Source organism: Hymenobacter ruber (genome assembly GCF_054783255.1).
Window position 1 is genome coordinate 606,888 of record NZ_BAAGQX010000004.1, and the last position, 14,153, is coordinate 621,040.

Genomic DNA, 14,153 nt, shown 5'->3' on the forward strand with positions numbered 1-14,153 from the left:
TTCTTTTTTTAAGCCTGTTCGGCCTGCTTTTATTGCTTTCGCTCACCTAATTTCATCCGCTCACTTACCAGTCCTTTTCTATGTTGAAACGCTACTCGAGGGAAATGCCATTGCTGCGCTGGACGTGGCTGCTGGCGTTATTGGTGCTGCTGCCCCTGGCCGGGCGCGCGCAGGTGGTCATCAGCCAGGTATATGGCGGCGGGGGCAGCGCCTCCGGCACCTATACTACGGATTACATTGAGTTGCACAACAACTCCAGCGCGCCCGTGCTGCTCACCGGGTATTCGGTGCAGTACGCATCGGCTGCCGGCACTACCTGGACCCCAACGGCGCTGACAGCAGTCAGCATTCCGGCCGGGGGCTACTACCTGGTGGCGGAGTCTACCAGCGCCGGTCTGGCTCCGCTGCCCGTGACTGCCAATGCCACCGGCTCCATTGCCATGAGCGCCACGGCGGGCAAAGTAGCCCTGGTGAATAATACCACCGCTTTGTCGGGCGCCTGCCCCACATCGGCGGCTATTCTTGATTTGATTGGCTACGGCTCAACCGCGAACTGTTTTGAGGGGGCCGTTGCGCCCGCACCCAGCAACACCACCGCCGACATTCGGGGAGCTGGCGGCTGCACCGATAACAACGCTAACAATACTGATTTCGCTACCGGCGCCCCGAACCCACGCAACCTCTCCAGCCCGGCATCTCTGTGCCCGACCCCGGTGCCCACCATCGGCACCATCTCGCCCAGCTCGGTGACGGCCGGCGCGGCCGCCCAGACGCTGACCGTGAACGGCACAAATTTCATCAGCACTTCGGTGGTGAATTTCAACGGCACGGCCCGCACCACCACGTATGTGTCGGGCACGCAGCTCACCATTCAGCTCACGGCCGCCGACCAAGCCACGGCGGGGTCTTATAACGTGACCGTGACCAACCCCACGCCCGGCGGTGGCACCACGACCCCGGCCACCTTCACGGTGAATCCGGCCGCGACCAACAACCCGGTGCCCACCATTACCAGCCTGTCGCCCAGCTCGGCTACGGCCGGCGACCCTGCCCAAACGCTGACCGTGAACGGCACGAATTTCATCAGCGCATCGGTGGTGAATTTCAACGGCACGGCCCGCACCACCACGTATGTGTCGGGCACGCAGCTCACTATTCAGCTCACGACGGCCGACCTGGCCACGGCTGGCTCCTATGATGTTACCGTGGCGAACCCCACGCCGGGCGGCGGTACCACGGCGGCTACCACTTTCACCGTGAGCCCGGTCACCAGCAATCCGGTGCCGACTATCAGCAGCTTGTCGCCCAACTCGGCCACGGCTGGGGCCGCCAGCCAGACGCTAACCGTGAACGGCACGAACTTCATTAGTACCTCGGTGGTGAATTTCAACGGGACTGCCCGTGCCACTACCGTCGTGTCGGGCACGCAGCTGACCATTCAACTCACGGCCGCCGACCAGGCCACGGCGGGCGCTTACAACGTGACCGTGACCAACCCCGCCCCCGGCGGCGGCACCACGGCCCCAGCCACTTTCACCGTTAACCCACCCGCGCCCACGCTCACCGGCATCAACCCCACCAGCATTCCGGCCGGACAAACCACCACGGTTACGTTCACGGGCACCAATTTCGTGAGCGGGGCCACGGTGAATTTTAACGGCGGCAGCGTGGCTACCACCTTCGTGAGCAGCACCAGCCTGACGGCTGATATTGCGGCCCCTTTTTCGAGTGCCAATGCTACGTTCCCCGTATCAGTGACTGTGCCGGGCGGCACCAGCGGCACCCGCACCCTCACCGTGACCGGCACGGCGCTGCCAGTGGTGCCCACCAGCATCACGGCGGTGAATACGCCTTATGCCGAAGATTTCAACTCCCTGGCCAGTACCAGCAGCAGCAACGTGCTGCCCGGCGGCTGGGCTTTCGTAGAGAATGACACCAACGCCGATGCTCAGTACACGGCCAACACCGGCAGCTCCACCACCGGCGACACCTACAGCTACGGCGCTACCGGCGGCACCGAGCGGGCATTTGGCTCGCTGGCTACCGGCAGCCTGCAGAGCACTCTGGGCGCGGCGTACACCAACAACACCGGCACCACCATCACGTCGCTGCGCATTGCCTACACCGGCGAGCTGTGGCGACTCGGTGCGACCGGCGGTCGGACTGATAATCTGGCTTTTGGCTATAGCACGGGCGGCGGCACGTTTGCCACGGCTACTTACACGGCCTTCCCGGCGCTGGATTTCACCACGCCCAACACCACCGGCACCGCCGGCACTCGCGACGGCAACCAGACCACCAACCAGGCGGCCCTGGCCGCTACCATCTCCGGCCTGAGCATCGCGCCCGGGGCCACGTTCTACATCCATTGGGTTGATTCGGACATCAGCGGCAACGATGACGGCCTGGCCGTGGATGACTTCTCGCTGACTGCCAATCCGGTAGCGCCCTGCAATGCGCCCACGGCCCTGGGCACCAGCGGCATCAGCAGCACGGGCGCTACGGTCAGCTTCACGGGCAGCGGCACGGCCACGGGTTATACCGTGACCACGGTGCCGGTTTCTACTACCCAGACGCTGGCTGGCACGGCTACTTCGGTGAGCTTCACCGGGCTGACGCCGGGCACGGGCTACACGGTGAGCATCGTGAGCAACTGCGCGGGCGGCGCTACGTCCAGCGCGGCTACGGTAGGCTTCAGCACGTCGGCCGCCGCGCCGGCACTGGTCGTGACGCAGGGTGGCTCGCCCGTGGCCAACAACGGCAGCCCGAGCTACGGCTTCGGCAATCAGCCCACCGGCACTACCCAAACGGCCACCTTCACGCTGACCAACTCTGGCCCCGACCCGCTCACCATCAGCGGCATCAGTGCCACCAATGCGACGGTGTTCAACTTCCAGCCCTTCACCACCCCAGCCACGCTGGCAGCCAACGGCGGCACCACCACCCTCACCGTAACGTACACGGTGGGCACCGGGCCGCAGTCGGGCACCATCAGCATTACCAGCGATGCCACGAATGGCAACGCCAGCTTCCAGCTCACGCTCACGGGTACGGGCGTGCCGGTGGTGGCCAATCCGCAGATTGCGGTGAGCCAGGGCGGCACGGGCATCGCCAACGGCGGCAGCTACAGCGGCTTTGCCAGTACGGCGGTGGGCAGCACATCGGCCCCGGTCACGTTCAGCATTGCCAATGCCAGCGCTACTGATAATCTGACCCTCGGCACCTTCGTGCTGACGGGCCCCTTCGCCCTGAGCGGCACCCAGCCCGTGGCCGTGGCCGCAAATGGCACGGCTACGTTCAGCCTCACCTTTACGCCCACGGCCACGGGGGCCAATATTGGCACGCTCACCATTCCGAACAACAGCCAGACCAACAACCCCTATGTCATCAACCTGGGCGGCCTGGGCACCTCTGCCACCCCGACCGACCTCACGGTGAGCACCACGCAGCCCATCGCGGGCAGCTACCGCAACGTGACCGTGACCGGCACGGGCCGGGCACTGGTGGTAGGCCCGCTGGTCGTGAGCGGGGCGCTGGTGATTCAGGCGGGCGGCGTGCTGTCGCAGAACTGCCAGACCATCAGCGGCCCCGGTAGCTTTGAGGTGCAGGCCGGCGCGTTGCTGGGCATCTGCGACCCGGCCGGTATCTACACTACGGGCGCGGTGGGCGCGGTGCAGGTTACGGGCCTGCGCACGTTCAGCCCCGCGGCGGGCTATGCTTATAATAATCCGGCCGCGGCTCAGGTAACCGGCCCGGGCCTGCCCGCCCAAATCTTCGGCCTGGGCGTGGATAACCCCGCTGGCGTGACCCTGAGCCAGGGCGTGGCTGTGGCCCAGCAGGTGACCCTGCAGCGCGGCAACCTCAACACCGGCGGCCTGCCGTTCACGCTGCTGTCATCGGCCGCGGGCACGGCGGTGGTCGATAACACCGGCGGCGTGGTGAATGGCACAGCTACCGTGCAGCGCTACATCGACAATGCCAACCCCGTGGGCTACCGCCACTATTCGGCTCCGGTGAGCAACACCACGCTCAGCGACCTGGCCACGGCAGGCTTCACGCCCACCTTCAACACGGCTTATAACAGCAGCCCCACGCCGGGAGCCGTCCGGCCTTTCCCCACGGTGTTTGGCTACGACCAGAGCCGCATTGCCACGGTGACATCGAATGCCAGCGCCTTCGATAAAGGCTGGTTCTCACCCTCCGCCAATGATGCCATGACGGTAAACCGCGGCTACACCGTGAACGCGCCCAACACCGCCCTCGTCGATTTTGTGGGCACGTTGAATAATGGCGTGCAGAGCTCCGGTGTGCTCAGCCGCGGCCCCGATGCGGATGCCGGCTGGCAGTTCCTCGGCAACCCGTACCCGGCCCCGCTGGACTGGAGCACGGTGACCGTTGCCCAGCGCCCCGGCATGGATGCCGCCATGTACGTCTTCCAAAGCAGCGGCCAGTACGGCGGCAGCTACCGCACCTACACCAATGGCATGGGCACCTCGCCGTTGATTGACGCGGCCTCGGGCTACTTCACCCGCGTGACCACTGCTGGCACGGCTGGCGCCGTGAACCTCACCAACACCAACCGCGTCCTCACCTTCGGGGCGCAGCCGGCCTTCGGGCGCGGCCTCGCCGATACCCGCCCTCAGCTACAGCTGCAGCTGCGCGGCACCACCGGCCTCGACGATGCTTACGTGTACTTCCAGGCTGGGGCCACAGCGGGCCTCGATGCCGATTTTGATGCCGTGAAGCTGGCTAATCCCACCGGCCTGAACCTGTCTTCGGTGGTTGGCGCGAATTCTACAGCCATCAACGGACTGCCACTGTTGGGCAGTGCGGCCGTGGTGGTGCCGCTCACGGTGGGCGTACCGCAGGCTGGCAGCTACAGCTTCAGTGCCGCCGAGGTGGCCAATTTCACCGGGACCGTGACCTTGCTCGATGCCCTCAGCAACACCCGCACGGTGCTGACGCCGGGCACTACCTACGCCTTCACCGTAGCCGGCACTGCCACCACCGGGCGCTTTGCCGTGGAGTTCCGGCCTGCCGGTGTGCTGGCTACCACGTCGGCCCAGGCGCTGGCGGCCCAGGTTCAGCTATTCCCGAACCCGGCTTCGTCCTCGTTCCGGGTGCAGCTGCCGGTGCTGGGCAGCAAGGCCGTAGTAGCGGCCACGCTCACCAACGCCCTCGGCCAAACCGTGCTGAGCCGCTCGCTGAGCGCACCCGCCGGCCAGGCCATCGACGCGGAGTTTGATGTGCACGCCCTGGCGGCCGGCGTTTATACCCTGCGCCTGACCGTGGACAGCACCCTGCTGGTGCGCAAGGTGGTGGTGGAATAAATCACATTCACTAACAACAAAAAGGCCGCCCCTACCAGGGGCGGCCTTTTTGTTGTCTTAGTCTACCGTGAGCGGGCGGCTGGTACGCTGCGTTCCGGCCCGGATTTGCAGGTGATAAAGGCCGGGAACCAGACCGGTTAGCGGTAGCTCGGCGCGGGCACCGGTGGCGGAAATCAGCAGACGTTGGGTGCGGACTTGCCGGCCGAGGCCGTCGGAAAGCGTGAGTATGGCCTCGGTGGCACCTAACACCGGCGGGATGTGCACGGTGGTGGCGGTATGGGCCGGGTTGGGAGCCAGGCTCAGGCCCGCCAGCGGCGCAGCGGCTGCAGTGGCCAGCACGGCCGCATCGTCGAGCGCCGCCAGAAATGGCACGTAGCTGGTGGCCGGGTACACAAAGGGGATGGTGCCAAAGCTGGCCGGAGTGTACACCGCACCGGCAATGTAGAGCGTGGTGCCGCTGAGCGTAACTGCATAGGCTTGGTCGGTGAGACGCCCGCCGGCCTGCTGTGCCCAATCGAACCGAGCGCTGCCGCCGAGGTCGGTGACACGGGTGGCAAAGATGTCGGGGTAGCCGTTGCCGCCGCCGTAGTTGTTGAGCGAAAGGGGGCCAAAATCAGCATCTGCACTGTTGAAATACCCCGTCAGGTACAGCTGCGCGCCGCTCACGGCCAGGGCGGTGGCATAGTCGTTTTCGGCGCCGCCCAGCCGCTGTGCCCAGGCCACGGTGCCGGTGCTGCCCGCGTCGGTGAGCTTAGTCAGGTACACATCAAGCGTCGCGGCCGGGCCGGCGTTGGCAAGGGTGGCGCCCCCAATGCGCAACGTCGCAGCATCGAAGCCTCCGGCCACGTAAATACCAGATGCGCTGACGGCCAGTGCGCTAACGTATTCACCCGTGCCCTCGCCAAGGTTTCGCGCCCAGGCAAAGTCCGGTGTCGCGCCCGTATCGGTAAGCTTGGCCACGTACACGCTGTAGCTGCTACCCACCTTGGGCAAGCTCAGGTTGCCGAGGCTCAGCGTGGGGCTATTGAAGCTGCCGGTCAGGTACACGTTGGGGCCGCTCACGGCCACGGCGCGGCAGTTGTCGCTGGCGGTGCCGCTCAGGTGCTGGGTCCAGGCAAAGCTGCTGGTGCTGCCCGTGTCGGTGAGCTTGGTCAGGAAGCCATCGGCGGAAAAATTCTGGGGGCTGGCTTTGGTAAGGGTGGTGGCCCCGAAGGCCACTGTTGGGCTCTGGAAATAGCCAGTGAGGTACACGCTGCTGCCGCTGGCGGCCAGGCCCGACGCATAGTCGCTATCCAGGCCGCCGACTTGCTTCGCCCAAGTAAAGCTGGCGGAGCTGCCCGCGTCGGTGAGCTTGGCCAGAAAAATATCGACTTCGCTGGTATTCGGGGTGGAACTGATGAGCGTGGTGTTTCCGAAAGTAGCCGGCCCGTAAAATGTGCCGCACACGTACACGCTGCTGCCGCTCACGGCTATTCCGTTCACACTATTGGCGTAAGCCGGCGCTGGTTCGGCCCACACAAAATTGCCGGTGGTAGGGCTCCATTTGGCCACAAACACGCTTTCGCCCCGCGCAGTGGTCAGCATGAAAGCGCCAAAATACACCGTGCCCGAAAAGGTGCCGGCCAGGTACACATTGCCGCTGACGTCGGTGGCCGTAGCTGCTACTCTGGACGAATTGGAGCCGCTGGCCGACTCTGTCACGGCAATGGCCGACTGCCAGGTGGGCGACTGAGCCCGGGCACCGGAGCAAGCCAGCAGTACGACAAAGAGTAGCAGAAGTGAACGCAGCAGCAGGCCCCGGCGGGAAACGCCCGGAAGTACCACAGAAATCATAGCCGGTAGGGAAGGTGAAAAGGAGGCCCTAAAGGTACTGACGCAATTAGGCTGGCCCTTCAGCTATGCAAGCACAAAGTCCAATGCATCCCTCGGCCCCACGCCCGCCGCCGGATGCGCCAGCCCCGCAGGAGCCGTGAGCATGGCGCTAAGTGAATTGTTCGATAACTGCGGCCTGCGCTGGAAACTCGTGGGTTAGTTGGGCGCGGTCGGCCAGCTCGAAATCCGCAAAATCGAAGCCCGGCGCTACTGTGCAGCTCACCAGCGAAAAGCCAACGCCGCCCTGCACCCGGGCGCCAAACCACGTATGGGCCGGCACCACGGCCTGGGGCATTTCGCCCCGCCCTACGTCGTGGCCCAGCGTGAGGACGGTAAGCTGGTTGTTTTCCAGCAGCAACACTTCCAGAGGTTGGCCCTGATGAAAAAACCACAGCTCATCCGACTGAATGCGATGGAAGTGCGACTTATTTTCGTTTTCCAACAGGTAATAAATGGCGGTGCTTGCGCTGCGCTGCGCCCCGCTCGCGGCCGTGGTGTGGAGGCGGGCCCGGTAGGTTTCGCGGTAGTAGCCGCCTTCGGGGTGGGGCTGCAGGTGCAGCTGCTGAATGAGGTCGTGGGCGGTAGTCATGGTGGCGAAAGTAAACAGCGGTTGCGCAGAGTAGGAGGGATACTACTGTAGCCGACGCTTCTACACCCGGCAGAAGGGGTTGAACAACGGCCCCCAATGGTCTGCTTTCGCACGAAGTGCCCCACTGCCGAAGGGGGCGACTTTGGTGCTGGTGTGCTGCCCCAACTGACGCGCTGGGAACGTTCCCGGCATCGATTGCGAGGATTTAATCGCCTGATTCGGTACAGTACGGGCAGGTTGGAGCCTACCTTTCTTACCGCTAATTCACGGAATTCCTGCCCAACACCAACCCTTCATTCATGAATCGATTACTTACCCTGCGCACCGCGTTTACCGGTGCTCTCGTGCTGCTGCTGTTGGCCCTGTGCCCCCGGCTGTACGCCTACGACCTGACGGTGGCCAAAGACGGCACCGGCAACTACACCACCGTGCAGGCCGCCATCGACGCGGCTCCCACCGGCCGCACCGCGCCGTTCACCATTTTCATTAAGAATGGCAAGTACAAGGAGTTGATTGTGGTGCCGGCCACCAAGCCCTTCATCCAGCTGGTGGGCGAGAGCGTGGGCAACACCATCCTCACCTACAACAACTCGGCCGGCACGCTCGTGAATGGCGTGGCGCTGGGCACCCAGAACTCGGCCTCGGTTACCATCAGCGCCACCGATTTCTCGGCCCTCAACATCACCTTCGAAAACTCGTTTGGCGAAGCCTCCTCGGGCGGGCAGGCCGTGGCTATTCTGGTGAACAACGACCGGGCGGCCTTCCGCAACTGCCGCTTCCTGGGCAACCAAGACACCATGTACCTCAAGGGCAATGGCACGCCGCGTCAGTATTTCGTGAACTGCTACATCGAGGGCAATACCGACTTCATTTTCGGCAGCGCCATTGCCTTGTTCGAGAACTGCAACATCTACGCGAAGAACAAAACCACTACCAGCACCTCCTACATTGCCGTGCCCAACACGCCGGCCGGCCAGGCGTTTGGCCTCGTGTTCAAGAACTGCAACGTGACCGGGCACTCGGTGGCCGGCGGCACCCGCTACGACCTGGGCCGCCCCTGGCAGGCCAACCCCAAAGCGGCGTTCCTGAACTGCAACCTGTCCACGCCCATCATTCTGGACGAGGGTTGGTCGCCCACCAGCTCGGCCGGCACGGCCACCATCCGCGACTCGTATTTTGTGGAGTACCAGAACACGCACTTCAACGGCAAGGCCATCAACGTGAGCAGCCGCGTGCTCTCGGGCCAGGGCCTCACGCCCGTGCAGCCTTCCTCGCAGCTCACCGCCGCCGAAGCTGCCACCTACACCAAAGCCAACATCCTGGGCACCTGGGACCCCTGCACGCTGATTGACTGCGCCACGCCGTTTGTGAAATCGGTCATCGTCAACAACTTTCGGGGCGTGAAAGGCGCGACCACGTCGGCCTTCACCTGGAATACGAGCTGGCCCATCAGCGGCGACGTACTGAGCGTGTACCGCGCCACAGCTACGCCCCCCGCTGTCCTCGGCGCATTTGCCGTGGTGAGCACCCAGACCGAGCCCAGCGACACGGTTTTCAACTACTCGTATTCCGATGCCATTCCGGCTTCCGGCAGCCTGTATAAGTACTTCGTGCGCGGCAGCGTCACCCCGAACCAGATTTCGTCGGACACCGTGACCATCACCAGCGCCCCCACCATCGTGGCCACAGGCACGCTGGGCAATTTTACCCAGCAGCTGGGCACCGGCTCGCCCGCCCAGAGCGTGGCCGTTTCGGGCTCCGATTTGACTGCGCCCATCGTGGTCACGGCATCGGCCAACTACCAGGTTTCGCTGACTTCGGGCGGTACCTATGCCAGCAGCGTGAGCCTGAACCCCGCCACCGGCGCGGTAGCCAGCACCCCGGTCTACGTGCGCCTGAACGCCACCACGGCCGGCACCTATCCCGGCACGCTCACCCTCACCAGCACCAACGCCACCACCGTGCGCCTGACACTGAACGGCACGGCCATTGTAGCGCCCACGGTTACGTCGAACATCTTGCAGTACTGGCCTTTGCGCGTGAATGCTTCGGATAGCACCCAGGCCCGCAACGCCCGCCTGGCCGCCACCACGCCCACGCTCAAGCGCCTGTATTTGTCCAACGGCACTACCATGGCCACTATTCCGGCCTACTCCAACCTGTACGGTCAGGCCTTTGGGCCTTCGGTTAATGGCGACGGGACCTGGACCTTGGTAGGCGGCACGCTCAACCGCATGTACTACGAGCAGTTCACGGTGAACGTGCCCGCTGGTGCTTCCACGGTGCGCGTCGATTCGTTGATTTTTAACTCGGGCTTTTACAACACCAGTTCCAACACCAAAATGGGCATCGTGTACTCGCTGAACGGCTTCACCACGCCCGCCGACTCCACCGAGATTTCGGGTGCAACCGGTCCCGGCGGGGCGCTGGCCCTCACCGCCAGCGGCACCTTCAACCGCTCGTTCCCGCTGCTGAACGAGACGGCCGCCAACACCAACCTGTACCGCGTGGCCCTGAACGGCCCCAGTACCACCAACCCCAGCGGCGGCGTATCGGTGGCCGGCGGCCAGACGCTGACCATCCGCCTGTACTTCGCCTGCGGCAGCACCGGCACCCCGCGCTATGCCTTCCTGAAAAACTTCCGCGTGAAGGGCGATGTAGTAGCCGCCCCCATCGTGTCGACGGTGCTGGAGCACTGGCCCCTACGTGTGAACAACGCCGACAGCACCCAGGCCCGCAGCAGCCGCGTGGTACCCACCACGCCCACGCTCAAACGTTTGTACCTGTCCAACGGCACCACTATGGCTTCCATCCCTGCTTATTCCAACCTCTACGGTCAGGCCTTCGGGCCTTCGGCCAACGGCGACGGGACCTGGACCACGGTAGGCGGCACCTTGAACCGCATGTACTACGAGCAGTTCACCCTGACCATGGCCACCGGCTCGTCGGCGCGGGTCGATTCGCTGCTGTTCAACTCGGCGTTCTATAACACCAGTTCCAATACCAAAATGGCCGTGGTGTACTCGCTAAACGGCTTCACCACGCCCGCCGACTCGACGGAAATCGTGGGTGGCACCGGCCCCAACGGCGCGCTCGTGCTCAGCGCCAGCGGCAATTTTACTAACTCGTTCCCGCTGCTGAACCGCACGGCAGCCAACACCGACCTCTACCGCGTGGCCCTGCGCAACGGCGGCGTAACCCTGGGCAGCGGCCAGACCCTGACCGTGCGTCTGTACTTCGCCTGCGGCAGCACCGGCACCCCGCGCTACGCTTTCCTGAAAAACGTGCGCTTTAAAGGCGCGGCGCAGGCTGTGCTGGCCACCACGCCCGCCCAGGCCCTGGCGGCCCAGGTGCAGCTGTACCCAAACCCGGCCGCTGGCCGCTTCTACCTGCAACTGCCGCAGCTGAGTGGCGCGGCCGCCCAGCTGCCCATCACGCTGCGCCTGTTCAATAATGTTGGACAACAGGTGCTCACGCGCAATATGCCCGCCACCGCCGGCCGCGCCGTAGAAACCGAGGTTGACGTGCACAGCCTGGCCCCCGGCATCTACAACCTGCGCCTCGACGTGGCAGGCACGCCCATCACGCGCAAGGTGGTGGTTGAGTAGATTAGAATACCTGCCTCGAAACCAGAAGAGAGCCGGCCCGAATGGGCCGGCTCTTTTTGCTTGTTGCCCGGTGTAGGAATGTGCAAAACAGACTTTTCGTACTGCCGGTAAGAAAGATAGAGGCAGGCTTAAACCCCACCACGACCATTTGGTCTATTGAGAGTAAAACCTGTTAATCATTCCTTCCTGAATCATTATGAAATCGAACGTACCTAAAATTCTGGCTTTGCTGCTGCTGGTTGTTCTGTCGGCTACGGTAGCGGGTGTGGCGCGCGGCGGCCGGCACCGCCAGCCCGGAGACCGGCCCATTCGCCGTGAAGTCCGCGCCTACTTCCAGGCCAACGTGCTGCCCGTGCTGCAGCAGCAGCGCCAGAAGCTGGAGCCCCAGCTCACCGCCGCCGACCGCACCCAACTGGCCGCCTACCGCATCCAGCTCAAAGCCCTGAAGGAGCAGGGCCAGGCCCTGCGCCACAGCGTGGCGCCCGAGGGCACCGCTGCTCCCGCCACTCGCCCCGCGCTCAGCGAAGCCCAGCAGAAGCAGGCCCACGACCTGCGCTTCCAGGCTCGGGGCATCATGCTGAACGTGGCCCAGATGGCCCGAAAATACGACGCGCCCATCGCGCAGCTCACCCAGGAAGTAGCCCCGCAAAAGGAAAAATGGGCCACCGATATCAAGGCCATCGTGGCGAAAAATGCCACACCCGAACAGCAGCAGAAACTGGCCGCCATGCAGGGCCGCCAGCACGAGCGGAGCGGTTTGCGTCGCTTCTTCAAGCCTGCCATGTTCCTGCTAATGGACCCCAATGCCCCCGCTGCCAACAAAATGGAGCCTGGCGTGGGCAACACCAACTTCTACCCGAACCCGGCCGCCCCCACCAGCCAGCTCGATTACGAGGTGAAGAAAACCGGCCCCGTCACCATCGACCTGCTCGACAAGGATGGCAACAAGCTGCGCACGCTGGTATCGGAAGCCAGCCAGGAAAAAGGCCCGCAAACCCAGCAGCTCGATTTGCATGATGTACCGGCTGGCACGTATTTCTACAAAATCACCACCAAAGGCGGCACCCAAACCAAGCGCTTTGTGAAGGAGTAACGCCTATTATTGCGAGGCGTAGCCGAAGCAATCCGTCCTGTCAAAACCAAGCACTTGCTTTTACCAGAAAGCCCCAATACTGTGAAGTATTGGGGCTTTCTGGTATCAACGAAGTCGTTGTCATATCTCAGGGCTGGTTGCTTATGAGACAAGAGGCCAGATTCGTTCCACTGACCTTCGTTTGCCGCGTTCTGCTCGGCTTCACTCGCAATGACAGCTACTGGGCCTGCACCAGCCCGCCGCTCAGCCGCTGCAGCGCAATTTCGGCCTGCTTGGCCGAATAGCGGATGTCCAGCAGGCGGGTTTCGGCATCGAGCTGGTTGCGTTGGGCTTCGCGCAGGGCCAGGGGCGTGAGCAGGCCCAGGCGGTAGCGCTCCAGGGCAATGTCCACGTTCTGGCGGGCCAGTTGGATGTTGGTTTCTTCGAGGTCGAGTAGCTGGATAAAGTTCTGGTATTGAGCGAAGGCCGTGGCCGCATCAGCGTCGAGCTGCAGGTCGGTTTGGGCCAGGCTGAGCTTGCTCTGCTCTTCTACCACGCGGGCATTCTGTTCCTGCCGGCGGATGTTGAAGCCGTTGAAGATGGGCACCGAGGCCGTTACGCCGTAGTTCAGGCCCTGCACGGAGTTGGTGCTGGTGGTAAGCACCGTGCCGGCAAACGCCGCGTTATTGATATTGCGGGTGAGGCCGTAGCCCGATACCAGCCCAATTTGCGGGAAGCGCGAGGCCCGAATGAGGCGGCGGTCATACGTGGCCACATCAACGCCCAGCTTGGCCTGCGCCAGGCGCGGATTATTGGCCTTAATGCCGGCCGTAATCACGTCCTCGCGCAGGTCGCGGGTCACGGTCAGGCTGTCGCTGGGCTCGAAATCCTGGCGCGGTGTGCGGCCCAACAGATTGTTGAGGGTGATTTTGGCCGCCGTCAGTGCCTGCTGCTGCTGCAGAAACAGGCTGCGGTCGGCGTTGTAGTCCACGCGGGCGGTCAGCACCTCTACCTTGGCGCTCACGCCCACATCCACCTGCGCCTGAGTGAGGTCGATGCGAGCCTGGCCGATTTTCAGGGCTTCTTCGAGCGAGGTGATTTTGCCGGCCTGGCGCACCACGTCGTAGTAGGCGTTGGTCACGGTTTCCACGGTTTCCTCCACCGTGGCGCGGGTGATTTGCTGCTGCTGCTGGCGCAGGGTTTTCAGTCGGTCGTAGGCTATGAACATGCCCAGGCCGTCAAAAATCGTCCAGCCCAGCGTCACGTTCGTGTTGAAGGCGTTGGAGCTGGCCCCGTTCACAATGCGCGGGTCGGCCTCGCCAAAGCGCTGGTTAATGTTGTTGTTGTTGAACGTCCGGGTCAGGTTGCCGGTGAGGCTGGGCAGCTGGCCAGCGTTGCCCCGGGTCACGTTGTTCTCCGCAATCTGCACATCCTGCCGCGAAAGCAGGATGCCGTAGTTGTGCTGCAAGGCCTCGGCAATGGCCTGCTGCAGCGACAGCGCCGGGGCTGTGGCCACCGAAGCCGGTCGCGCCAGCTGGTTGGGCCGGGCCTTGGGCACCTGTTGCGCCACAGCGGCGAAGGGGAGGAGGGAAAGGAAAAGAAGCTGGGGGAATTTCATGAAAGGAAAATCAGAACATCAAACTCCCCTCCTTACCAAGGAGGGGACGCTGGCGCGAAGCGGC

At 63.7% G+C, this 14,153-nt stretch carries 6 protein-coding genes; 3 read left to right on the forward strand and 3 right to left on the reverse strand.

From position 1 onward, the window contains the following. The first annotated feature begins 80 nt into the window (after positions 1-80). The gene (locus tag ACYVM5_RS13150) at positions 81-5,330 is read left to right on the forward strand and encodes an IPT/TIG domain-containing protein (protein WP_460618569.1); all 5,250 of its coding nucleotides are present in this window, start codon (positions 81-83) and stop codon (positions 5,328-5,330) included. Between the two features lie 57 nt (positions 5,331-5,387). On the opposite strand, the gene ACYVM5_RS13155 is transcribed toward ACYVM5_RS13150, so the two are convergent. Further along, positions 5,388-7,163 (reverse strand): T9SS type A sorting domain-containing protein, encoded by a 1,776-nt coding sequence (locus ACYVM5_RS13155; protein ID WP_460618570.1) that lies wholly within the window; start codon positions 7,161-7,163, stop codon positions 5,388-5,390. 148 nt (positions 7,164-7,311) lie between these two features. Further along, positions 7,312-7,791: a cupin domain-containing protein gene (locus ACYVM5_RS13160; protein WP_460618571.1), complete on the reverse strand. Its 480-nt coding sequence runs from the start codon at positions 7,789-7,791 to the stop codon at positions 7,312-7,314. A 299-nt stretch (positions 7,792-8,090) separates the two neighbouring features. Between ACYVM5_RS13160 and ACYVM5_RS13165 the strand changes: the two genes are divergently transcribed. Further along, a complete protein-coding gene (locus tag ACYVM5_RS13165) occupies positions 8,091-11,399 on the forward strand; it encodes a pectinesterase family protein (protein WP_460618572.1) in 3,309 nt (1,102 codons plus the stop codon). A 196-nt stretch (positions 11,400-11,595) separates the two neighbouring features. Continuing rightward, a complete protein-coding gene (locus ACYVM5_RS13170) occupies positions 11,596-12,492 on the forward strand; it encodes a T9SS type A sorting domain-containing protein (RefSeq protein WP_460618573.1) in 897 nt (298 codons plus the stop codon). A gap of 217 nt (positions 12,493-12,709) precedes the next feature. Here the strand turns inward: ACYVM5_RS13170 and ACYVM5_RS13175 are convergent, their stop codons facing one another. After that, positions 12,710-14,089: a TolC family protein gene (locus tag ACYVM5_RS13175; RefSeq protein WP_460618574.1), complete on the reverse strand. Its 1,380-nt coding sequence runs from the start codon at positions 14,087-14,089 to the stop codon at positions 12,710-12,712. Between the last annotated feature and the right edge of the window lie 64 nt (positions 14,090-14,153).